The following is a 26,786-nucleotide window of genomic DNA, read 5'->3' as shown; positions in this document are numbered from 1 at the left end:
CAGGCGCTCGGACGCGAGGATTCCTGACAGGTCGCGTCTCGAGATGGGTTGAGGGATGGACAACGAACAGAAGCTCCGGGACTACCTCCGCCGGGCAAGCACGGACCTTCAGCGCACCAAGAGGCGCCTGCAGGACATCGAGGCTGCCGCGGCGGAACCGATCGCCGTGGTCGGCATCGGCTGTCGTTTCCCCGGTGGGGTGCGCGGTCCCGAAGATCTGTGGCGGATGGTCGTCAACGGAGAACACGGCATCCGTGCGTTCCCCGACGACCGCGGCTGGGATCCCGAGATGCTCGCCCTGTCGTCGAGCGACCAGGGCGGCTTCCTCGAGGGAGCGGGCGAGTTCGACGCCGACTTCTTCGGCATCTCGCCCCGCGAGGCCCTGGGCATGAACCCACAGCAGCGCGTGCTCCTGGAGGTCACCTGGGAGGCCCTGGAGCGCGCGGGCATCGACCCGCACGCCCTGAAGGGCACGTCCACGGCGGTGTTCGCCGGCGCGATGAACCAGGACTACCAGCTCGGCCCCGGCGAGGGCGGCGAGGGCATGGTCCTGCTGGGCTCCTCGAACTCGGTCATCTCGGGCCGCATCTCCTACACCCTCGGCTTCGTCGGCCCGTCCGTCACCCTGGACACGGCCTGCTCTTCTTCTTTGGTGGCAATGCACCTGGCGATGCAGTCCCTGCGCGCCGGTGAGTCGTCTCTCGCGTTGGCCGGCGGTGTCACCGTCATGGCGAACCCCGCGACCTTCGTGGAGTTCTCCCGCCAGGGCGGGTTGTCGAGTGACGGCCGCTGCCGCTCGTTCGCCGACGCGGCCGACGGCACGGGCTGGTCCGAGGGCGTCGGCATGCTCGTGCTGGAGCGCCTCTCCGACGCACGTGCGAACGGCCACGAGGTGCTGGCCGTCCTGCGCGGTTCGGCGGTCAACCAGGACGGCGCCTCCAACGGCCTGACCGCCCCGAACGGCCCGTCACAGCAGCGAGTCATCAAGTCCGCGCTGGTGAACGCCCGCCTGACCAGCGACCAGATCGACGTGGTCGAGGCGCACGGCACCGGCACCGTCCTGGGCGACCCGGTGGAGGCCCAGGCACTGTTGGCGACCTACGGCCGCGACCGCTCTCCCGAGCAGCCCCTGCTGCTGGGCTCGGTGAAGTCGAACATCAGCCACACCCAGGCCGCGGCGGGCGTGGCCGGCGTGATCAAGATGATCATGGCCATCCGCGCCGGCGTCGTGCCCCAGACCCTGGGTGTCGACGCGCCGTCCACCCACGTGGACTGGGAGGCCGGCGCGGTTCAGCTGGTCACCTCGAACACCCCGTGGCCTTCCACCGGTCAGCCGCGCCGTGCCGCCGTGTCGTCGTTCGGCCTGTCCGGCACCAACGCGCACACGATCATCGAGGAAGCGCCCGCCCCGGAATTGTCAGACCTCCCTGAGATGATTGGGATGGGGGGTGGATCCCCCCATGGGGCCGGTGAATCCGTATCGATTCCGAACGTGGGCGCTGTGCCGTTCCTGGTCTCGGGCCGCTCCCGTGAGGCGTTGCGCGCCCAAGCCGAGCGCCTGCTCGCCGCCGTCGACGCCGAGCCGCTCGACCTCGCCTACTCCCTCGCCACCACCCGCGCGTCGTTCGACCACCGCGCCGCGATCGTCGGCGACCTCCGCGCCGGCCTGGAAGCCCTCCTCAGCGGCACCCCCGCGCCCGGCCTCGTCCAGGGCACCGCCTCCCGAACCAAACAGGCGTTCCTGTTCACCGGCCAGGGCGCCCAGCGCATCGGCATGGGCCGCGACCTCCACGCCCGCTTCCCGGTCTTCGCCGAAGCCTTCGACGCGGTGCTCGGCCACCTGGACCCGGACCTCAAAGCAGTCATCTGGGGCGACGACGAGGAAGCCCTCGACCAGACCCGCCACACCCAGCCCGCGCTGTTCGCCACCGAGGTCGCCCTCTACCGCCTCGCCGAGTCCTGGGGCCTGAAGCCGGACTTCGTCGCCGGCCACTCCATCGGCGAGATCGCCGCCGCCCACGTCGCCGGTGTGTTCAGCCTCGAAGACGCTGCCAAGCTGGTCCAGGCACGCGCGCGGCTCATGCAGAACCTCCCGGCAGGCGGCGTCATGATCGCCGTCCAGGCCACCGAGGACGAGGTCACCCCGCACCTGACCGCGAACGTCTCCATCGCCGCGATCAACGGCCCGGCGAGCATCGTCATCGCGGGCACCGAAGCGGAGACCCTCGAGGTCGCCAAGCACTTCGAAGACCGCAAAACCAAGCAGCTCAAGGTCTCCCACGCGTTCCACTCGCCGCTCATGGAGCCGATGCTCGACGAGTTCCGCGCGGCGATCGCGGACATCACCTTCGAAGCACCGATCATCCCGCTGATCTCCAACGTCACCGGCGAACAGGCCCGCGTCGAGCAGATCACGACGGCCGGCTACTGGGTCTCGCACGTCCGCGAGGCAGTCCGGTTCGCCGACGGCATCAGCTGGCTCACGGCCCACGGCGTCACGCGGTTCCTGGAGATCGGCCCGGACGGCGTCCTGTCCGCGCTGGTCGAAGAGGGCGCCATCCCGTTGCTGCGCAAGGGCCGCGACGAGGTCGAGGCCGTCACCGCGGCGCTGGCGGGTCTGCACGTCCGCGGCACCAAGGTCGACTGGGACGCCTACTTCGCCCGGACGAACGCGAAGCGCGTCGACCTGCCGACCTACGCGTTCCAGACCAAGCGCTACTGGCCCAAGGGCGGCGGCGGTTTCCACGACCCGCGCGCCGCCGGACTCGGTGCCGCGCAACACCCTCTGCTCACCGCCACCGTGTCGTTCGCCGACCAGGACGGCGCGCTGCTCACCGGCCGCCTGACCCGGCAGACCCACCCGTGGCTCGTCGACCACGCCGTGCGCGGCGCGGTCCTGCTGCCCGGCACGGCGTATCTGGAGCTGGCGATCCGCGCCGGTGACGAGGTCGGCTGCGACCGCGTCGAGGAACTGACGCTGACCGCGCCGCTGATCGTCCCCGAACGCGGCGGCGTCCAGGTGCAGCTGTGGATCGGCAACGCCGACGCGAACGGCCGCCGCACCGTCAAGATCTACTCGCGCGCGGAGGGGTCCGACGACGAACCGTGGACGCAGCACGCGATCGGTGTGCTCGGCGCGCCCGCACGGGAACTCTCCTTCGACACCACGGTGTGGCCGCCCGCCGGCGCCACCGCTCTCGACACCGAAGGCTGCTACGAGAACTTCGCCGCGATGGGCTTCGAGTACGGGCCCGTCTTCCAGGGACTGAAGGCGGTGTGGCGCGGCGAGGACGGCGTCGTCTACGCCGAGGTCGCGCTGCCCGAAGGCGTCGACCCGGCCGGGTTCGGCCTGCACCCGGCGCTGCTGGACGCCGCCCTGCACGCCGCGATCATCTCCGGCGAGGGCGAGGCCGGACTGCCGTTCTCGTGGGAGGGCGTGTCGCTGCACGCGACCGGCGCCTCCTCGCTGCGCGTCCGCCTGACCCGTTCCGGTGACAGCGCCTACGCCATCGCCGCCGTCGACGGTGCCGGTGCGCCGGTCGCGTCCGTCGACTCCCTGGTGGTGCGGCCGGTCGCGGCGGAGTCCACTGTGGACCGCGACTCGTTGTTCAAGGTCGACTGGGTGCCGGTGACGGTGCCCGCGTCGGACACCGCGTTCACCGTGCTGGGCGAGGACGTCTTCGGCCTGGGCGGCACCTCGGAGGCAGCGGTCGTCGTGGTGCCGGTGCTGGGCGACGAGGACGTCGTCACCTCGGTGCACGACCTGACCGAGCGCGTTCTCGGCCTGCTGCAGGAGGAACGCGACGAGCGCGTCGTCTTCGTGACGAGCAGCGCGGACCTCGCGTCGGCCGCGGTGTGGGGCCTGGTGCGTTCGGCGCAGTCCGAGTCGCCCGGCCGTTTCGCGTTGGTCGAGCTGGACGGCACCCCCGAATCGCTCAGCGCTTTCGCCGCCGCGATCGGTTCCGAGGAGCCGCAGCTGGCGTTGCGCGCCGGTGAGGTCTACGCGCCGCGCCTGGCCCGCGCCGAGATCGAGGAGACCCCGCTCGACTGGGGCCCGAAGGTCCTGATCACCGGCGGTACCGGTGGCCTCGGCAAGGTCATCGCGCGGCACCTGGTCGCCGAGCACGGCGTGCGCGACCTCATGCTGGTCAGCCGTCGCGGCACGGGTGACGTTTCGGAACTGGAAGCCTTGGGCGCCACCGTCTCCGTCGTCGCCTGCGACGTCGCGGACGCCGAAGCACTCGCCACTCTCGTTGCCGAGCACGAGATCTCGTCCGTCGTGCACAGCGCCGGTGTGCTGGACGACGGCGTGATCTCGTCGCTGACCCCGGAGCGCCTGCACACGGTGCTGCGCCCCAAGGTCGACGCCGCCTGGAACCTCGCGCAGACGCTGCCGGACGTGCCGCTGGTGCTGTTCTCGTCGCTCGCGGGCACCTGGGGCACGGCCGGCCAGGCGAACTACGCCGCCGGCAACCACTTCCTCGACGCGCTCGCGGAGTTCCGCCCGAACACCGTCTCGCTGGCGTGGGGCGCCTGGGCCGTCGAGGGCATGCTGTCCGACGCGGACTCCGAACGCATGGCGCGCACCGGAATGCCGCCGCTGACCGTGGAGCAGGGTCTCGGCCTGTTCGACCGCGGTGTCGCCTCCTCCGTGCCGGCGTTGGTGCCGGCACGCCTGGACCTGGCGACGCTGCGGCAGCGTGGCGAGGTGCCGCCGTTGCTGCGCGGCCTGATCAGGATGCGCACGCGCCGTGCGGCCTCGGGTTCGGAGACCGCGGACACGTTGATCCGCCGCCTGTCGGTGCTGGGCGCGGAGGAACGGTCGGACGCCGTGCTGGAGCTCGTTCGCGGCCAGGTCGCGGCCGTGCTCGGGCATGCCTCCGGTGACGAGATCGAGCCGTCCCGCCAGTTCCAGGACCTGGGCTTCGACTCTTTGACCGCCGTCGAGCTGCGCAACCAGCTGACCGCGGTGACGGGCCTGCGCCTGCCCGCGACGATGGTGTTCGACTACCCGACGCCCGACGCGCTGTCCGCGCACCTGCTGGACGAGCTGTTCGACGGTGACACGGATGTCGTTGTGCCGCCGGAGGTTCGTGCCGCCGTCTCGGACGACCCGATCGTGATCGTCGGCATGGGCTGCCGCTACCCGGACGGCATCGGCTCGGCCGACGACCTGTGGCGGATGGTGTCCGAGGGCGGCGACGCCGTGTCGGGCCTGCCGTCGAACCGAGGCTGGGACCTCGAGAACCTCTACCACCCCGACCCCGACCACCCCGGCACGACGTACTCGCGCTCCGGTGGCTTCCTGCACGACGCGGGCGAGTTCGACGCCGGGTTCTTCGGCATGTCCCCGCGCGAGGCTCTCGGCACGGACTCGCAGCAGCGCATCCTGCTGGAGGTCGTGTGGGAGGCGATCGAACACGCCGGGATCGACCCGGTCTCGTTGCGCGGCACCCAGACCGGCGTGTTCGCGGGCGTCATGTACAACGACTACGGCGCTAGGTTGGCCGGCGGTGACTTCGAGGGCTTCCAGGGATCCGGCACCTCACCGTCCATTGTGTCCGGCCGCGTCTCCTACACCCTCGGCCTGGAAGGCCCCGCGGTCACCGTCGACACCGCGTGCTCGTCGTCGCTGGTCGCGATGCACTGGGCGATGCAGGCGCTACGGGCGGGGGAGTGCTCGCTGGCTCTTGCCGGTGGCGTGACGGTCATGTCGACGCCGACCGCGCTGGTCGAGTTCTCCCGGCAACGCGGCCTGTCGCCGGACGGCCGCTGCAAGGCGTTCTCCGACTCGGCCGACGGCGTCGGCTGGTCCGAAGGCGCCGGTGTCGTGGTGCTGGAACGCCTTTCCGACGCGGTGCGCAACGGACACCCCGTGCTCGCCGTGATCCGCGGTTCCGCCGTCAACCAGGACGGCGCCTCGAACGGCCTCATGGCCCCGAACGGGCCCGCTCAGCAGCGCGTGATCCGCGCCGCTCTGGCGAACGCCGGCCTGGCGACGTCCGATGTGGACGTCGTCGAGGCGCACGGCACCGGTACGACCCTGGGTGACCCGATCGAGGCCCAGGCCCTGCTGGCCACCTACGGCCAGAACCGCACGGAACCCCTGCTGCTCGGCTCGGTGAAGTCGAACATGGGCCACACGCAGGCCGCCGCGGGCGTGGCCGGTGTGATCAAGATGGTGCAGGCGATGCGCCACGGCGTGCTGCCGCAGACCCTTCACGTCACTCAGGCCTCTTCGCACGTCGACTGGACCGAGGGTGCCGTCGAGCTGCTGACCTCGTCGCGTTCGTGGCCTTCCGTCGAGCGCCCGCGCCGTGCCGGTGTCTCGTCGTTCGGCATCTCGGGCACCAACGCGCACATCATCATCGAGCAGCCGCCGATCGCTGAGGTCGCGCCGTCCGAGTCTTCGTCGGTCGTCGTGCCGGTGGTGCTGTCCGGCCGCACGCGCCGTGCCGTGCGAGGACAGGCCGCGCGCCTGCGTTCCTATGTCGAGTCGTCTGATGTTTCGTTGCACGACTTGGCTTTCTCGCTGGCGACGACGCGGTCGGCGTTCGAGCAGCGGGCCGCCGTGGTGGCTTCTGATCGTGAGTCGCTGCTGCGGTCGTTGGGCGCGCTGGCGACGGAGAACCCCGACGCCGCCGTGGTGGAGGGCGAGGTCGTACCGGGCAAGGTTGCGTTCCTGTTCTCCGGACAGGGATCGCAGCGCCTGGGCATGGGCCGCGAGCTGTACGCCCGCTACCCGGTGTTCGCTGCCGCTCTGGACGAGGTGCTGGACCGGCTCCCCGTTCGTGACGTGATGTGGGGTTCCTCCGAGGAGGACCTGCGGCAGACCGGCAACGCCCAGCTCGCCCTGTTCGCCTTCGAGGTCGCGTTGTTCCGGCTCGTGCGGTCGTGGGGCGTGAAGGTCAACGCCGTGGTGGGGCACTCGATCGGTGAGGTCGCCGCTGCGCACGTCGCCGGTGTGCTGTCGCTGGACGACGCCTGCACCCTCGTGTCGGCTCGCGCCCGCCTGATGCAGGCGCTGCCGACCGGGGGCGCCATGGTGGCCCTTCAGGCGACGGAAGCCGAGATCACGCCGCTGCTGACGTCCGGCGTCTCGATCGCCGCGATCAACGGCCCGGCCTCCGTGACGATCGCCGGCGCGGACGACGAGGTTCGGAGGATCGTTGAACAATTCAACGATCGCAAGTCCAAGCAGCTCGACGTCTCGCACGCCTTCCACTCGCCGCTGATGGAGCCGATGCTCGACGAGTTCCGCGGCGTCGTCGAGGGCCTTTCGTTCAACAATCCGACGATCCCCCTGTTCACTGGTGGGATTGCTCAACAATCCAACGATGCGATCGTTCAACAATCCCACGCGGAGATTGTTCAACAATCCGACTACTGGGTGCGCCACGTCCGGGAGGCCGTCCGGTTCCACGACGCGGTCGAGGCGGCCCGCGGCGCCGGCGTGACGACGTTCGTGGAGATCGGCCCCGAGGGTGCGCTGTCGGCGCTGGTCGACGGGGCGATTCCGGTGCTGCGCAAGGACCGTTCGGAAGAGGCGTCGGTCGCGCTGGCCCTGGGACGCCTGTACGCGTCGGGCGTGTCCGTGGACTGGAAGACCTTCTTCGGCCCGGCGCAGCGCGTGACGCTGCCGACCTACGCGTTCCAGCACGAGTACTACTGGCCGCTGGGCTCCACCGCCCCGGCCGTGACGGACACGGACGCCGATCCGGCCGACGCCAAGCTGTGGGCGGCCATCGAACGCGGCGACGTCCGCGAGCTCGCGGCCCTGCTCCGGCTGGGTGAGGAGCAGAGCGCGTCGCTGGACTCGCTGATCCCGGCGCTGTCGTCGTGGCGCGCGGGCAACCAGGAGAAGTCGCTGCTCGACTCGTGGCGCTACCGCGTGCTGTGGGCACCGGTCCGCGTCACGGGTACGCCGGTCCTGTCCGGCCACATCGCCGTTTTGACGACCCCGGCAGTCGATGCCGAGCCCTACCGCGCGGTCCTCGCCGCACACGGCGCCGAGGTCACCGTCGTCACTTCGATCGACGACGTGCCCGAGTGCGACCTGATCGTGTCGCTGATGGCGCTGGACGAGTCGCCCTCGGACGTCCTCACGACCGGTCTGGAGCAGTCGATCCTGCTGGTCAAGTCCGTCGGGACGCCGGTCTGGACGGTGACGTCCGGCGCGGTCGCCGCCGAGACCTCGGACGAGGTGCGGTCCGCCGCGCAGGCCGCGGTCTGGGGCTTCGGCCGTGCCGCCGCCCTCGAACTCCCGCAGCGCTGGGCCGGTCTGATCGACATGCCCGCGGTGCCCGACGAGAACGCGTTGCGCCGCTTCGTGTCCTGCGTCGCCGGACTCGACGGCGAGGACCAGCTGGCCGTCCGCTCGTCCGGTGTCCTCGGCCGCCGGCTCGCGCACCGCCCGGTCGACGCGCTGCCGTCCGACTACACCGCGCACGGCACCGTGCTGATCACCGGCGGCACCGGTGGCCTGGGCGCCACGACCGCGAAGTGGCTGGCGGAACGCGGCGTTCAGAACCTCGTGCTCACGTCCCGTCGTGGCATGGACGCTCCCGGCGCCGCCGAACTCAAGGCGGCACTGGAGGAACTCGGCCCGCGCGTGTCCATTGTGGCCTGTGACGTCGCCGACCGCGACGCCCTGGCCGCTGTCATCAACGACATCGCGGACCTGTCCGGTGTCGTGCACACCGCCGGCGCCGCGCAGCACGCTCCTCTCGAACTGACCGAACTGCCGGACTTCGCGAACGTCCTGTCCGCCAAGGTGATCGGCGCCGCCAACCTCGACGCGCTGGTCGGCGACGTCGACTTCTTCGTGCTGTTCGGCTCGATCGCCGGCGTGTGGGGCAGTGGCGGCCAGGCCGCCTACGGTGCCGCGAACGCCTACTGCGACGCGCTCGCCGAAGCCCGCCGCGCCCGTGGTCTGCGCGCGACGTCGATCGCGTGGGGCCCGTGGGCCGAGGTCGGCATGGCCACGCACGAGGCCATGTCCGACAACCTGGCCCGCCGCGGCCTCACGTTCCTGAAGCCCGACCAGGCCGTCGTGGAACTGAACCGCGCCGTGATGCACGACGACACCTGCGTGACCGTCGTGGACATCAACTGGGACACCTACTTCCCGCTGTTCACCTCGGTCCGCCCGGCGCCGCTGCTGTCGGACCTGCCCGAGGTCAAGGCCCTCGCGGTCGTCGAGGAGATCAAGCGCGACGACTCGGAGTTCGCGAAGAGCCTCCGTTCACTGTCCGAAGAGGACCAGAAGCGCAAGCTCGTCGAGCTCGTGCGCGCCGAGGCCGCCGCGACACTCGGCCACAGCTCGATCGAGGAGGTGGGGGAGAACCGGGCGTTCCGCGACATCGGGTTCGACTCGCTGACCGCCGTCGAGCTGCGCAAGAAGCTGTCCGACGCCACCGGTCTGCCGTTGCCCGCGACCCTGGTCTTCGACTACCCGACCCCGGTCGTGCTCGCCGACCACCTGCTGGCCGAACTTCTCGGCTCGGCGGAGGAGGCGCTGACCTACACGGCGAACGCCGACTCGGACGAGCCGATCGCGATCGTCGGCATGAGCTGCCGCTTCCCCGGTGACGCGAACACCCCGGAGGCGTTCTGGGAGATGGTGCTCGCCGGCACCGACGCGATCACGGAGTTCCCGGCGGACCGCGGCTTCGACATGGCGCAGATGTACGACCCGGACCCCGATCGCCCCGGCACCACCTACACCACCGCCGGCGGCTACCTGCCGGACGCGGGCGACTTCGACCCGTCGTTCTTCGGCATCTCGCCCCGCGAGGCCACCGGCATGGACCCGCAGCAACGACTCCTCCTCGAAACCACCTGGGAGGCCGTCGAACGCGCGGGCATCGACCCGGCGGCGTTGCGCGGCAAGAAGGTCGGCGCGTTCATCGGCTCCTCCTACATCGAGTACGGCGGTGGTGACGGCGGTTCCGAGGGCTACCAGGTCACCGGCTCCTCTCCGTCCGTGCTGTCGGGCCGCGTCGCCTACGTGTTCGGCTTCGAAGGCCCGGCCGTCACGGTCGACACCGCCTGCTCTTCCTCTTTGGTGGCAATGCACCTGGCGTGCCAGTCACTCCGCACGGGGGAGTCGGCGTTCGCCGTCGCCGGTGGCGCGACGATCATGCCGAACCCGAAGCCGCTCATCGCGTTCTCCCGCCAGCGCGCCCTCGCGAAGGACGGCCGCTGCAAGTCGTTCTCCGACACCGCGGATGGCATGACCCTGTCCGAGGGCATCGGCATGCTCCTGCTGATGCGCCAGTCCGACGCTCTCGCCGCCGGACACCGCGTCCTGGCCGTGATCCGCGGCTCGGCCGTGAACCAGGACGGCGCCTCCAACGGCCTGTCCGCCCCGAACGGCCCGTCGCAGCAGCGCGTCATCATGCAGGCCCTCGCCAACTCCGGCGTGACCACAGCCGACATCGACGCCCTGGACGCACACGGCACCGGCACGTCTTTGGGCGACCCGATCGAGGCCCAGGCCCTGTTCAACACCTACGGCCGCGACCGCGACGCCGACCGCCCGCTGCTCCTGGGCTCGGTGAAGTCGAACATCGGCCACACCCAGTCCGCCGCGGGCGTCGCGTCCGTCATCAAGATGGTCATGGCGCTGCACCACGGCGTCCTGCCTCGCACGCTGCACGCCGCCGAGCCGTCCACGCACGTCGACTGGAGCCCCGGCACCATCGCGCTGCTTCAGGACACCACCCAGTGGCCGGAAACCGGCCGTGCCCGCCGTTGCGCCGTCTCGTCGTTCGGCATCAGCGGCACGAACGCACACGTGATCTTGGAAGCGCCGAGCCCGCAGGAATTGTCAGACCTGCCTGAGATGATGGGGATGGGGGGTGGATCCCCCCAGGGGGCCGGCCAATCGGAATCGATTCCGCCGGATGGAGCAACGTCGTGGCGGAACGGAGCGACGCCGTGGCTCGTGTCCGCCAAGTCGGACTCCGCCCTGCGCGCCCAGCTCGAAGGCATCCGCGCCGTCGACGCCGACCCGGCCGACGTCGCCTACAGCCTCACCCTCCGCCCCGGCTTCGACCACCGCGCCGCCCTGATCGACGGCACCGACACCAGGGGTATCGCCGATCTGGAGCGCAAGGTCGCGTTCATCTTCCCCGGCCAGGGCTCGCAGTGGGTCGGCATGGGCGCGCAACTGCTCGACGAGTCGCCGATCTTCGCCGCCCGCATGGCCGAGTGCGGCGCCGCCCTGCAACCCCACACCGACTGGAACCTCCTCGACGTCATCCGAAACCAGGGCAGCCTCGACCGCGTCGACGTCGTCCAGCCCGCGAGCTGGGCGATGATGGTGTCGCTCGCCGAGGTCTGGAAGCACCACGGCGTCACCCCGGACGCCGTCATCGGCCACTCCCAGGGCGAGATCGCCGCCGCGGCCGTCTCCGGTGCTCTCAGCCTTGAGGACGCCGCCAAGGTCGTCGCCCTGCGCAGCCAGGCCATCGGCCGCGTCATGTCGGGCCGGGGCAGCATCGTGTCCATCGGCCTCTCGGCAGCAGAAGTCCAGCCACACCTTGACGAATGGGGCGACCGCCTCAGCCTCGCCGCCACCAACGGCCCGCGCAGCGTCGCCGTCTCGGGAGACCTGGAGGCGCTGGACGCGTTCTGCGGCAAGCTGGTCGAGCAGGGCGTGCGGGTCCGTCGCATCGAGGTCGACTACGCCTCGCACTCGGCCCAGGTCGAGGACATCCGCGAGGACGTCCTGCGCGACCTCGCCACCATCACCCCGCTCACCCCGCACACGAAGTTCCTCTCCACGGTGACCGGCGAGTGGAACGACGCGAACACCGACGCCGAGTACTGGTTCACGAACCTCCGCCAGACCGTGCACCTCAACGAAGCCGTCGAACAGTTGATCGGCACAGGACACCAGGTGTTCGTGGAGGTCAGCTCGCACCCGGTCCTCACGCCGGGAGTCCAGGACGCGCTCGAAGGCAGGCGCGGCGTCGTCACCGGCACGCTGCGCCGCGACATCGGCGGCTTTCAGCGCGTCCTGCAGTCACTGGCCGAGGTCTGGGTCCGCGGCTACCCGGTCAAGTGGCACCTCGACGGCGCCCGCGTCGACCTGCCCACCTACCCGTTCCAGCACGAACGCTTCTGGATCGGCCCGCCGCAGCACCCTGTCGCGGCACCCGACTCGGACCCGGCGGACACCGCGTTCTGGCAGGCCGTCGAACAGTCCGACCTCGCCACCCTCACCCAGAGCCTGCACCTCGACGAGGCCACGCTCGCCGCCGTCCTGCCCGCCCTGAACACCTGGCGCCAGAGCAGCCGCGACCAGTCCACAACGGACTCCTGGCGCTACCGCACGACGTGGAAGCCGTTGCGCGGCCTCGACAACGGCAAGCTCACCGGCGCCACGACCGTCATCACCACCGACGCCATCGACGACACCGACGTGGTCGCCGCGCTCGGCGACGTGCACCGCATCGTCCTCGGCGCCGACGACGACCGCGCCTCGATCGCGGCCAAGCTCAGCGAGACCGACCGCATCATCTCGTTGCTGCCCACCGACGAACGCCCCGGAACCCTCGGCCTGCCAACAGGTCTGCTGCTGACCGTCCACCTGATCAACGCCCTCGGCGACGCCGGCGTCAACGCCCCGGTCTGGAACATCTCCCGCAACGCCCTCTCGACCGGCCGCTCCGACACCGTCGACCACCCGGCGCAGGTGCAGGCGATCGGCATCGGCTGGACCGCCGCGCTGGAGCACCCGCAGCGCTGGGGCGGTTCCGTCGACCTGCCCGAACAGCTCGACCAGCGCGCGGCGCAACGGTTCGTCTCGGCGCTGGTCAACGCCGGCGACGAGGACCAGCTCGCGATCCGCGCGTCCGGCACGCTCGCCCGCCGCGTCGTCCGCGCTCCCGCACACCCCGCCGGCCCGGACTGGACCCCGCGCGGCACCACGATCATCACCGGCGGCACCGGAACACTCGGCCCGCACGTCGCGAGGTTCTTCGCGCACAAGGGCGCCGAGCACCTGGTGCTGACCAGCCGCCGCGGCCTCGACGCTCCCGGCGCCCGCGAGCTCGTCGCGGAACTGGAAGAACTCGGCACCCCCACCACGGTCGTCGCCTGCGACATCGCGAAACGCGACGACGTCGAACGCATGCTGAACGACCTGCGCGCGGAAGGCCGCGAGATCCGCTCGGTCGTCCACACCGCCGCGGTGATCGGACTGCACTCGATCGACGGGTCCACTGTGGAGGGTCTGAGTGAGATCCTCGCCGCGAAGGTCGACGGCGCCGCCCACCTGGACGCGCTGCTGACCGAGGACCTCGACGCGTTCGTGCTGTTCTCGTCCATCTCCGGCATGTGGGGTTCGGGCAACCACGCGTCCTATGTGGCCGGTAACGCCTACCTGAACTCGTTGGCCGCCAACCGTCGTGCCCGCGGACTCAGGTGCACCTCGGTGTCGTGGGGCATCTGGTCCGACGACATCGGCCTCGGCCGCGTCGACACCGACCAGATCCGCCGCAGCGGCCTGGAGTTCATGAAGGCACGACTGGCGCTGGCCGGTCTTCAGCGCGCGATCGAGGACGACGAGACCGAGATCGCCATCGCGAACATCGCGTGGGACCGCTACCACCCGGTCTTCACCGCGATGCGGCCGAGCACGCTCTTCGAGGAGCTGCCGGAGGTGCGCGCTCTCGCCGTCGCCGCCGAGCAGGCCACGACCTCCGACAGCGACCTGGCGGCCAAGCTGCGGACCCTGCCGCCCGCCGAACGCGAGCAGCAACTGCTGGAGCTCGTCCGCGCCGAAGCCGCGTCCGTGCTGGGCATGGCCTCGACCGACGCGCTGACCGAGCACCGGGCGTTCCGCGAGGTCGGCTTCGACTCGATCACCGCGGTCGACCTGCGCAACAAGCTCGCCGCCGCAACGGGTCTGACGTTGCCGACGACGATGGTGTTCGACCACCCGAGCCCGCTCGCGCTCACCGAGTTCCTGCTCGGCGAACTCCTCGGCGCCGACACCCCGTCCACCGCTCCGGTGATCGCCTCCGCCGCGTCCGACGAGCCGATCGCGATCATCGGCATGGCCTGCCGCTACCCCGGAGGCGTAGCCACACCGGAAGACCTGTGGAACGTCGTGAGGAACGGAGTCGACGCGATCTCCGGCTTCCCCGCCGACCGAGGCTGGGACGGCGACTCCCTCTACAACCCCGACCCGGACGCCCCCGGCGGCGCCTACTCGGTGCAGGGCGGCTTCCTGCACGACGTCGCGAACTTCGACCCCGGCTTCTTCGGCATCAGCCCGCGCGAGGCCCTGTCGATGGACCCGCAGCAACGTCTCCTGCTCGAAACCGCCTGGGAGTCCATCGAACGCGCCGGCATCGACCCGCAGTCGCTCAAGGGAACCCTGACCGGCGCCTTCATCGGCGCCTCCTACCAGGACTACTCGGCGGGCGGCTCCGACCAGCCCGGCGACGAGGGCCACATGATCACCGGCACGCTCTCCAGCGTGCTGTCCGGCCGCGTCTCCTACCTGTTCGGCCTCGAAGGCCCCGCCGTCACCCTCGACACGGCCTGCTCCTCGTCCTTGGTGGCACTGCACCTGGCCTGCCAGTCACTGCGTGACGGCGAAAGCTCCTTGGCTCTGGCCGGCGGCGTCTCGGTCATGGCGACGCCCGGCGCGTTCGTCGGCTTCTCCAGGCAGCGCGCGCTGGCTCGCGATGGCCGTTGCAAGGCCTACTCCGACGCCGCCGACGGCATGACCCTCGCCGAGGGCGTGGGCCTGGTGCTGCTGGAGCGGGTGTCCGACGCGGTTCGCAACGGCCACCGCATCCTGGCGGTGGTGCGCGGATCCGCGGTCAACCAGGACGGCGCCTCCAACGGCCTCACCGCCCCGAACGGCCCGTCGCAGCAACGAGTCATCCGCCAGGCCCTGGCCAACGCGCGCCTCGAACCGTCCGAAGTGGACGCCGTCGACGGCCACGGCACCGGCACGGCCCTGGGTGACCCGATCGAGGCCCAGGCGCTGCTCGCCACCTACGGCCAGAACCGCGCGCAACCGCTGCTGCTCGGCTCCATGAAGTCGAACATCGGCCACACCCAGATGGCTTCCGGTGTCGCGTCCATCATCAAGATGGTGCTCGCGCTGCGGGCGGGTGTGCTGCCCCGGACCCTGCACGTCGACCAGCCCTCGACCAAGGTCGACTGGTCCTCGGGCGCCATCAAGCTCCTCGCCGCGGAAGAGCAGTGGCCCGAAACCGGCCACGCGCGCCGCGCCGGCGTGTCGTCGTTCGGCCTCTCCGGCACGAACGCCCACGTGGTTCTCGAAGAAGCCCCAGCTCAGTCGACCGAGCCGGAGTCGATTCCGTCGAACGGACCTGTGCCGGTGCTGCTGTCGGCACGCGCGGACGAGGCCCTCAAGCAGGTTGCGGGTCGCCTCCTCGACGTCGACGAGGACCTCGGCGACCTGGCGGCGTCGCTCGCCACCAAGCGGTCCACGTTCGAGCGGCGCGCCGTCGTCATCGCGAGCGATCGCGACGAACTGGTGCGCGGCTTGACGGCGTTGCGCGACGACCAGCCGTCCAGCGCCGTCGTGCGCGGGCAGACCACGCGCGGCCGCACGGCGTTCCTGTTCACCGGTCAGGGTTCGCAGCGCCTCGGCATGGGCCGTGAGCTGTACGAGCGCTACCCGGTGTTCGCCGACGCCCTCGACGCGGTCTGCGCCTACCTCGACGCGGACCTCGACCGTCCGCTGCGGGACGTGATGTGGGGCGAGGACGAAGCCGAGCTCAACCTGACCGGCTACGCCCAGCCCGCGATCTTCGCGGTCGAGGTCGCCCTCTACCGGCTCGTGGAGTCGTGGGGTGTCACCCCGGACTACCTGGCGGGCCACTCCATCGGCGAGATCGCCGCCGCGCACGTGGCGGGCGTCCTGAGCCTGGACGACGCGTGCGCGTTGATCTCGGCCCGTGCCCGTCTCATGCAGGCGTTGCCGGCCGGTGGCGCGATGATCGCCGTCCAGGCGACGGAAAGTGACATCACGCCGCTGCTGACCGAGCGCGTCTCGATCGCCGCCGTCAACGGGCCGACCAGCATCGTGATCGCCGGTGACGAGGCCGAGGCCGAGGCGATCGCGGGCCGGTTCGAGAAGACCAAGCGGCTCAAGGTCAGCCACGCGTTCCACTCGCCGCTGATGGAGCCGATGCTCGACGAGTTCCGCGCCGTCGTCGAGGGACTTTCGTTCAACAATCCGACGATCCCGTTGTTGACTGGTGGGATTGTTCACCAATCCGACTATTGGGTCCGGCACGTCCGCGACGCCGTCCGGTTCGCCGACGTCGTCACACAGCTCGAAAGCAAGGGTGTGCGGGCGTTCCTGGAGCTCGGCCCGGACGGTGTGCTCACCGGCATGGCGCAGGAGTCGCTCACCGAAGAGGCCGTGCTCGTCCCCGCGCTGCGCCGCGACCGCGACGAGGTCGTCACGCTGCTGACCGCACTCGCGGGCCTGCACGTGCGCGGTACGACCGTCGACTGGTCCGCGTACTTCGCGGGCACCACGGCTGAGGTCGAACTGCCGACGTATCCGTTCCAGCACCAGCGTTTCTGGCCGGAGCCCGTCACCGCGACCGCCACCGACGGAGACTTCGTCGACGACGACTTCTGGGCCGCCGTCGAACGCGAGGACTTCACCGCACTGGCGCAGTGGCGTTCGCGCAAGCATCAATCCACTGTGGACTCGTGGCGCTACGCGGTCACCTGGAAGCCGATCACGACGTCGACGACCCTCACCGGCCCGTGGCTCGTCATCACCGACCACGACGCGTCCGAGCTGATCGAGGCGCTGGGCGTCGAGACCGTTACAGTCAACGCCACCACCCGTGCCGAACTCGCTGAGCAGGTCCGCGGCGACTACACCGGTGTGCTGTCGCTGCTCGCGATCAACGCCGAGGCCGAGGACGCACTCGTCCGCACTTCCGTTGTCGTGCAGGCACTCGGCGACGCCGGACAGGACGCCCCGCTGTGGGTGGCGACGCGCGGTGCGGTGTCGGCCGGCGGCGGCGAGCAGATCGCGAACCCGGACAGCGCGACGGTCTGGGGTCTCGGCCGCGTCATCGCGCTGGAGCACCCGAAGCGCTGGGGCGGCCTGATCGACCTGCCCGCCCAGCTGGACTGGAACACCGCGCGCCGCATCCCCGGCGTGCTGGCCGGCACAGGCGAGGACCAGGTCGCGGTGCGGCCGTCCGGCGTCTACGGCCGCCGCCTCATCCACAGCACCCCGAGCGCGCTGCACCGCGACTACCGGCCGGGCCGCGTCCTCGTCACCGGTGGCACGGGTGCGATCGGCAAGCAGGTAGCGCAGTGGTTGCTCGACCGCGACGCCGAACAGGTCGTTCTCGTCAGCCGCACCGGAACCGCGGACTTCGACGACCCGCGCGTGATCGTCAAGGCCTGCGACGTCGCCGACCGCGACGCCCTGGCGGCACTGCTCACCGAACACCCGGTCACGTCGGTCTTCCACGCGGCGGGAGTCGTCGAGGACGGCCTCGTCGAGTCGATGGACGCCACGTCGTTCACGAACCTGCTGCGCGCCAAGGTCCACGCGACCCGCAACCTGCACGAGCTCACGGAGAACCTCGACGCGTTCGTGCTCTTCGCGTCGACCGCGGGCGTCATCGGCGGCGCGGGCCAGGGCAACTACGCCGCGGCCAACGCCTTCCTCGACACCTTCGCCGAACACCGCCGCCTGCAAGGACTTCCGGCCACCTCGGTGGCGTGGGGACCGTGGGGCGGGGACGGCATGGCGGTCGCGGGCGGCGTCGCGGAACGCCTGAAGCGCGGCGGTTTCACGCCGATGGAGCCCGCACTCGCGTTGCAGGCGCTCCAGCAGGCCATCGAACACGGCGACGCGGCCGTGCTCGTCGCCGAGATCGACTGGGAGCGGTTCCTGCCCGCGCTCGCCGGTCTGCGTCCGGCACCGCTGGTTGGTGACCTGCCCGAGGTCAAACGCTTTCACACCACGGAAAAGGTCGTCGAGAACGAGCAGCCGCAGTTCCGCAGGGCACTCGCGGGCCTGTCGAAGGCCGAGCGCAACCGCGCCGTGCTGGACCTGGTGCGCGGCCAGATCGCCGCGGTTCTGGGCCACGGCAACGCCTCCGACGTCGACCCGGACCGCGCGTTCCTCGACCTCGGTTTCGACTCGCTCACGACCCTGGAGCTCCGCAACCGCCTGCAGGTCGCGACCGAGCTGACGCTGCCGGCCTCGCTGCTCTACGACTACCCGACCCCCTACGACCTGGCGGACTTCCTGCTGGGCGAGGTCGGCGACGTTCCCGCCGAGGTGATCGCGCAGCGGGTCGACGACGACCCGATCGCGATCGTCGGCATCGGCTGCCGTTTCCCCGGCGGCGTGACGTCACCGGAAGCGTTCTGGGACCTGGTCTCTTCCGGCGGAGACGGCATCAGCTCGTTCCCGGCCGACCGCGGCTGGGACCTGGCCGCACTCGGCGCCGGTGCGTCGGCGTCGCTGGAAGCCGGTTTCCTGAGCGGTGTCGCGGACTTCGACGCGCACTTCTTCGGCATCTCGCCGCGGGAAGCGCTTGCGATGGACCCGCAGCAGCGTCTGGTGCTGGAAACCGCCTGGGAAGCGCTGGAGCGCACCGGCATCGACCCGCTGTCGCTGAAGGGCAGCGCGACCGGCGTGTTCGTCGGCACGAACGGCCAGGACTACGAGAACGTCCTGCGCCGCTGCGTCGACCCGGACATCCAGGGCTACCTCGCCACCGGCAACACGGCGTCGGTGATGTCCGGCCGCCTGTCCTACGTCCTCGGACTCGAAGGACCGGCCGTCACCATCGACACGGCCTGCTCGTCGTCGTTGGTCGCCATGCACTGGGCGATGCGCGCGCTCCGCTCCGGTGAGTGCTCTCTCGCGCTCGCCGGCGGCGTCAGCGTCATGTCGAGCCCCGACTCGTTCGTCGAGTTCACCACCCAGGGCGGACTCGCCCCGGACGGCCGCTGCAAGGCCTTCGCCGACGGCGCCGACGGCACGGCGTGGTCCGAGGGCGCGGGCATCCTCGTGCTGGAACGCCTGTCCGACGCCATCGCCGCCGGTCACGAGGTCCTGGCCATCGTGCGCGGCTCGGCCGTCAACTCCGACGGCGCCTCCAACGGCCTCACCGCCCCGAACGGCCCCTCGCAGCAGCGCGTCATCCGCCACGCACTCGCGGACGCTGGTCTGTCCGTGGGCGACATCGACGCCGTGGAAGCGCACGGCACCGGCACAACGCTGGGCGACCCGATCGAGGCGCAGGCGCTCCTCGCGACGTTCGCCGACCGCTCCGAACCCCTCTACCTGGGCTCGGTGAAGTCGAACATCGGCCACTCGCAGGCGGCGGCCGGCGTCGCGGGCGTCATCAAGATGGTCGAGGCGATGCGCCACGGCGTACTGCCCCGCACGCTCCACGTCGACGCGCCGACCTCGCACGTCGACTGGACGTCGGGCCCGGTCTCGCTCCTCACGGAGAACACGGCCTGGCCTTCCGGCAGCCGTCCGCGTCGCGCCGGAATCTCGGCGTTCGGCCTGTCCGGCACCAACGCGCACGTGATCATCGAGGCAGGACCGGGCGCCCAAGAACTGTCAGACCCCGGTGAGATGATTGGAGTGGGGACTTCGCGTCCCCCCAAGGGGGCCCCCGTCGTTGTCTCGGCGAAGTCCTCCGATGCGCTGCGCGCGCAGATCGACCGGTTGCGCGGGGTCGAGGCCGATGAGCTCGACCTGGCGTTCTCGGCGGCGACGACGCGATCGCAGTTCGCGCACCGGGCGTTGCTGATCGACGGTGTCGAGGTCACGAGCGGTGTGGCGCGCAAGGCGGGCACGACGGCGTTCCTGTTCACCGGCCAGGGCTCGCAGCGCCTCGGCATGGGGCGTGAGCTCTACGAGCGGTTCGACACGTTCCGGCAGGCCCTCGACGAGGTGCTCGCCCACCTCGCCCCGAACCTCAGGGACGTCATCTGGGGCGAGGACGAGGAGCGGCTCAACCAGACCGGCGCCACGCAGCCCGCGCTGTTCGCGATCGAGGTCGCTCTCGCCCGGCTCGTGCAGAGCCTCGGCGTCCTGCCCGACCACGTCGCCGGCCACTCGATCGGCGAGATCGCGGCCGCGCACATCGCCGGTGTGCTGACCCTCGAAGACGCCGCGAAGCTCGTCACCGCCCGCGCCGCACTCATGCAGGCACTCCCCGCGGGCGGCGCGATGGTCTCCGTCCTCGCCACCGAGGCCGAGGTCCGCAAGCAACTCGGCAAGTCGAAGAAGGTGTCGATCGCCGCGGTCAACGGCCCGAACAGCGTCGTCATCGCCGGCGACAAGGCACAGGTCCAGAAGATCGCCAAGAAGTTCGAGAAGACCAAGCAGCTCACCGTCAGCCACGCGTTCCACTCGCCGCTGATGGACCCGATGCTGGACGACTTCCGCGCGGCGATCGCCACCGTCACGCTGACCCCGCCGCGCATCCCGATGGCCACCACCGGCGACGTCACGACCGTCGACTACTGGGTGAACCACGTCCGCGACACCGTCCGCTTCCACGACAACGTCCAGAGCCTCCACAACGTCGACACGTTCGTCGAGATCGGCCCGGACGGCGTGCTCGCCGCGATGGTCGACGGAGCCGTTGCCACGCAACGCAAGGACCGCGACGAGGTCAGCGCGTTCGCCCTCGCCCTCGGCACGCTGCACGTCCGCGGCGCCGAAGTCGACTGGTCACAGTACTTCGCTGGCACGAAAGCGAAGCGCATCCCGCTGCCCACGTACGCGTTCCAGCGCGAACGCTTCTGGCCCACCACGACGCCGAAGTCCGTCACCGACGACTGGCTGTACGAGGTCGTGTGGGAGCAGCACCAGGTCAGGACCACGACCGACGGCACCTGGCTCGCGATCGGTGACACCACGGGATTCGCGGGCAACACCGTCACGGACCTCGTGCCCGGCGACTACGCCGGCGTGATCGCGGCGGGCGGCACCAGCCCGTTCGAGATCCTGAACATCCTGGCCGAGAACGACATCACGGCCCCGCTGTGGTGCGTCAGCGACGAACCCGCTGTCTGGGGCGAAGGTCGCGTCGCCGCGCTGGAGCAGCCGGAACGCTGGGGTGGCCTGATCCGCGTCGACACCGACACGTGGGCGATTCCGGTGCAGGAGCAGGAAGTCGCGTTCCACGCCGAAGGCGCGTTCGTGCCACGCCTGCGTCGCATCGAGGCCACCGCCCCGTGGACGCCGACCGGCAAGATCCTGCTCGTCGGCGCGGAAGGTCCGATGGGCGAGCAGCTCAGGGCGTTGGAGAACACCACCGACACCCTGACCGACGACGTCACCGCGGTGATCCACCTCGGCGGGGCCGACTCTCTGCGGCAGCTCGACGAGCAGCTGGGCGACCGTGACCTGGAAGCGTTCGTGGTCCTCGGTTCCGTCGCCGGGACCTGGGGTTTCCGCGGCCAGGCCCAGCAGGCCGCCCACAGCGCGATCGTCGAGGACTTCGCGCGGCAGCGGAAAGCCCGTGGCCTCAAGGCGACTTCCATCGCGTACTCGCCGTGGGAGGGCACGACCGACCAGAGCATGACCGCGCATCTGCGAATGAGCGGCATCCCGGTCCTCGACGCCCCGAACGCCATCGTGGCACTGCACAGCGCGGTCGCGAGTGGACGGACGAACGTCGTCGTCGCGAACGTCGACTGGAGCACGTTCCAGCAGCCCAGCAGGCTGTTCAGCGGGTTCGTGCAGGAGAAGGCGGTCGTCGAGCCGGTTCTCAAGCAGGTGATCGAACGCCTGCCCGAGTACGAACGTCACGGCACGCTGCTGACCCTCGTCCGCGAGAAGGCTGCGTTGGTCCTCGGCCACAACGGAACCGGCGCGATCGAGCCGGACGTGCCGTTCCGCGACCTCGGTTTCGACTCGCTCACCGCCGTCGACCTGCGCAACCAGATTCAGACCGAGTCGGGCCTGCAGCTCAGCGCCGCGCTGGTGTTCGACTACCCGACACCCGACGAGCTCGCCGCGCACCTGCTCACCGAACTCCTGGGCGGCGCGGAGGAAGTCGAGTTCGTCACCAGGACCTTGACCGACGACCCGATCGCCATCGTCGGCATGGCCTGCCGTTACCCCGGTGACGTGCGGTCGCCGGAAGACCTGTGGAAGCTGCTGCTCGACGGCGTCGACGCGATCGGGGAGTTCCCCGCCGACCGCGGCTGGGACCTCGCCACCCTCTACAGTGGACAGAGCGTCACCCGCAGCGGCGGTTTCCTCTACGACGTGCCGAACTTCGATCCGGACTTCTTCTCGATCTCGCCGCGGGAAGCGATGGTCATGGACCCGCAGCAGCGCATCGTGCTCGAGACCGCCTGGGAGGCACTGGAACGAGCGGGCGTCGACCCGGCCACGATCCGCGGCAGCGTCACCGGCGTGTTCGTCGGTGGCGGCAGCGGCGAGTACCGGCCGTCGCCCGAGGAGACCGGCCTGGAGTGGCAGACCGCGCAGTCCGCGTCGCTGCTGTCCGGCCGCCTCGCCTACACGTTCGGCCTGCAGGGCCCGACGGTCTCGGTCGACACCGCGTGCTCGTCGTCGCTGGTCTCGCTGCACCTCGCGGCCCAGGCGCTGCGCACCGGTGAGTGCGAGATGGCACTGGCCGGCGGTGTGTGCGTGATGTCGACGCCGGTCGGATTCATCGAGTTCAGCGCCCAGGGCGCGCTGTCGGAGGACGGCCGCTGCAAGGCGTTCTCCGACAACGCCGACGGCACGGGCTGGGCCGAGGGCGTCGGCATGCTGGTGCTGGAACGGCTGTCGGACGCCCAGCGCAACGGCCACGAGGTGCTCGCGGTCGTGCGGGGCTCGGCGATCAACTCCGACGGCGCGTCGAACGGCCTGACCGCCCCGTCCGGACCGGCCCAGCAGCGGGTCATCCGGCAGGCGCTGGCCGCGTCGGGGCTGCGTCCGTCCGATGTGGACGCGGTCGAGGCGCACGGCACCGGCACGAAGCTCGGCGACCCGATCGAGGCGCAGGCGTTGCTCAGCGTCTACGGGCAGGACCGGTCGGCGCCGCTGCTGCTGGGCGCGGTCAAGTCGAACATCGGCCACACGCAGGCGGCGTCCGGTGTGGCGGGCGTGATCAAGATGGTGATGGCGATGCGGGCGGGCGAGTTGCCTCGCACCCTGCATGCCGAGACGCCGTCCTCGCACGTCGACTGGACCGCCGGCGCGGTGCGGCTGCTGCAGGAACGCACGGCGTGGCCTGCCGTCGACCGCGCACGGCGCGCTGCCGTGTCCTCCTTCGGGGCGAGCGGCACCAACGCGCACGTGATCTTGGAAGCGCCGGGAGCGCCGGGGATCCCCCCAATTTCCAGCGTACCGGATGAAAGTGCTGGTCAAGGGGCCGCTGGGCGATCTGTGGACAACTTCGACGTGCTGCCGGTGCTGGTGTCCGGGCGGACACCGTCGGCCCTGCGTGACCAGGCCGCGCGCCTGCTCGACGTGGACGCCGACCTGCTCGACATCGCCCGCTCGGCGGCCACCACGCGGGCCTCGTTCGACCAGCGCGCGGTCGTGCTGGCGGGCAGCCGCGAGGAGCTGACCGGCGCGCTGGCCGCGCTGGCGTCCGACGTCCGCAACCCCCTGGTCGTCCGCGACGAGGTGGCGCGCTCCGGCAAACTCGCGTTCCTGTTCGCCGGGCAGGGGTCGCAGCGCCTCGGCATGGGCCGCGAGCTGCACGCCAGGTTCCCGGTGTTCGCGGCGGCGTTCGAGGAGGTCCTGAGCCACCTCGCACCCGGCCTCAAGGACATCATCTGGGGCGACGACCAGGACGCGCTCAACCTCACCGGCACCACGCAGCCCGCGCTGTTCGCCGTCGAGGTCGCGCTGTTCCGCCTCGCCGAGTCGTGGGGCCTCAAGCCGGACTTCCTGGCGGGCCACTCGATCGGCGAGATCGCGGCCGCCCACGTCGCCGGGGTGCTCAGCCTCGAAGACGCGGCGAAGCTCGTGACCGTGCGGTCGGCGCTGATGCAGGCGCTGCCCGAGGGCGGCGCGATGGTCGCGGTCCAGGCCGGCGAGGACGTCGTCCTGCCGCACCTCACCGACGGTGTGGTCATCGCGGCGGTCAACGGCCCCGAGTCGGTCGTGATCGCCGGACCGGAAGCCGCCACCGTCGCGATCGCGGAACGCTGGAAGGCCAAGCGGTTGCTCGTCTCGCACGCCTTCCACTCGCCGCTGATGGACCCGATGCTGGACGAGTTCCGGTCCACTGTGGAGTCGCTGACCTTCAACCAGCCGCGGATCCCCGTGGTGGCGGAAGGCGATGTGACCGACCCCGAGTACTGGGTGCGGCACGTGCGGGAAGCGGTGCGGTTCGCGGACAACGTGCGGACGCTCACCGGACGCGGCGTCACCACGTTCGTCGAGCTCGGCCCGGACGCCACGTTGTCCGGTCTGGTCGAAGGAATCCCGCTGCTGCGCAAGGACCGCGACGAAGAGCAGTCGATCGTCGGCGCGCTCGCCCGCCTGCACACCCGCGGCGTGAAGGTCGACTGGACCGGGTTCTTCGGCACCCAAGGCCGCAAGATCACGCTGCCGACCTACGCGTTCCAGCACCAGCGGTTCTGGCCGTCGACCATGGTCAGCTCCGCGAAACCCGCCGCACCGGCCAGCGACGACACGGCGTTCTGGGCCGCGGTCGAGGGCGAGGACTTCGGGTCGCTGCAGAACGTCCTGAGCGTCGACACCGACGCGCTGTCGCAGGTGCTGCCGGCGCTGCTCGACTGGCGCAAGCAGCGCACCGACCACGCGCTCGTCGACAGCTGGCGGCACCGGATCACCTGGAAGCCGTTGGACACCACCAGGTCCGGTGAGCTGACCGGCACGTGGCTCGCGGTGACCACGGGTTCCGACGACTGGAGTGACGCGGTCATCGACTCGCTCGGTGTGAGCGTGGTCCGGATCGACGTCGCCGCCCCGGACCGCGAGGCCATCGCGGACGAACTGCGCTCGCTGGGCACGTCGTTCACCGGAGTGCTGTCGCTGCTCGGCCGCGCGGACGCCGGTGAGGGCAGCGCGCCCGCCGGTGTGCTGCTGACCGCCGCGCTGATCCAGGCGCTCGGCGACGCGGGCATCACCGCGCCGCTGTGGTGCGCGACCCGGGACGGAGCCGCCGTCAACGGAACGGCTCTCGAGGACCTGACGCAGGCCGCGATCCACGGCCTCGGCCGGGTCGTCACGCTGGAACACCCCGAACGCTGGGGCGGGCTGATCGACCTGCCCTCCGTCATCGACGACAGGGTCGCGAACGGGCTCACGGCCGTCCTTTCCGGACTCGACGGCGAGGACCAGGTCGCGGTGCGGGCCAACGGGTTGTTCGGCCGGCGACTGGTCGCCGCACCGGCACCCGTGCCGGCACAGGAGTGGCGGCCGCGCGGCACGGTCCTGATCACCGGCGGCACCGGCGCGCTCGGCGGCCACGTCGCCCGGATGCTCGCCCAGAACGGCGCCGAGCACCTGGTCCTGGTCAGCCGCAGCGGGCTGAACGCGCCAGGAGCCGACGAGCTGCGCTCGGAACTCGTCGGCCTGGGCGTCGACGTCACGATCGCCGCGTGCGACGTGGCCGACCGGAAGTCGTTGCAGGCGTTGCTTTCCGCGATCCCGCAGCCGTTGACGGGCGTCGTGCACACCGCCGGCGTCATCGACGACGGCGTGCTGGACAAGATGACGCCGGAACGGTTCGAGGCGGTGTTCCGCAGCAAGGTCACCTCGGCACTGCTGCTGGACGAGCTCACCGAGAACCTCGACGCGTTCGTGTTGTTCTCCTCCGCGTCGTCGTCGGTCGGCAGCCCCGGCCAGTCGAACTACGCGGCGGCCAACGCGATGCTCGACGCGCTGGCGGATCGCCGGCGGGGCCAGGGTCTCGCGGCGACGTCGATCGCGTGGGGTGCGTGGGGTGGCGGCGGCATGGCCGACACCGAGGACGCGCTGGCCAACGCCAAACGTGCCGGTATCGCCTCGATGGACCCGGTGCTGGCGTGTGTCGCCCTGCGGCAACTCGTCGGCGAGGGACTGGCGACGGCGGTCGTGGCGGCGGTCGACAAGGGCAGGTTCTCCGGTGGTTTCCGTCCGAACCCGCTGCTGCGCGAGCTCGCCACCGAAACCGCCGCCGAGGCTCCGGTCGCGGAGGGCGCGTTCCGGGAGAAGCTGCTGGCGCTGCCCGCGGCGAAGCGGTTCGACGAGGTGCTGGAGCTGGTGCGGACACGGGCGGCGGAGGTGCTCGGACAGGCCGATGTCGATGCCGTGCGCCCCGATCGGCCGTTCCGCGACCTCGGGTTCGACTCTCTCGCGGTGGTGGAGCTGCGCAACCAGCTCAACGCCGCCACAGGTCTGGCACTGGCGTCGACGCTGGTGTTCGACCACCCGTCACCGGAGGAGCTCGCGACGCACGTGCTGACCGAGCTGATCCCGGACGCTGCCGCGGTCGACACGGAGGAGTCGGAGATCCGCGGCCTGCTGGCACGGGTGCCGCTCGCCCAGCTGCGTGAGATCGGCGTGCTGGAGCCGTTGATGCACCTCATCGGCAAGGGAGCGGCGGCTCAGGCGGACGAGGACATCGACGAGATGAGCGTCGACGACCTCATTCAGGCCGCTTTGGACGGCCAAACCGACTGATCGTCGGTTTCCTCGTGGCCGGCCACCTCCCCGGAGGTGGCCGGCCGCTGGGTTTTCTGAGGAATTCGCTACCGCTTCTGCTGCTCCAATTGCTGGCGGGATGACCGTGTCC

At 70.8% G+C, this 26,786-nt stretch carries 1 protein-coding gene; it reads left to right on the top strand.

Annotated elements, in window-relative coordinates:
- The first annotated feature begins 55 nt into the window (after nucleotides 1-55).
- Nucleotides 56-26,674 (top strand): type I polyketide synthase, encoded by a 26,619-nt coding sequence (locus tag BM417_RS03695; RefSeq protein WP_093588263.1) that lies wholly within the window; start codon nucleotides 56-58, stop codon nucleotides 26,672-26,674.
- Nucleotides 26,675-26,786 lie beyond the last annotated feature (112 nt).

Origin of the sequence: Lentzea waywayandensis, from assembly GCF_900115955.1 — a bacterium.
Classification (GTDB): Bacteria; Actinomycetota; Actinomycetes; order Mycobacteriales; family Pseudonocardiaceae; genus Lentzea; species Lentzea waywayandensis.
The sequence above is the reverse complement of the archived record's forward strand: the minus strand, read 5'-3'. Positions and strand labels throughout refer to the sequence as shown.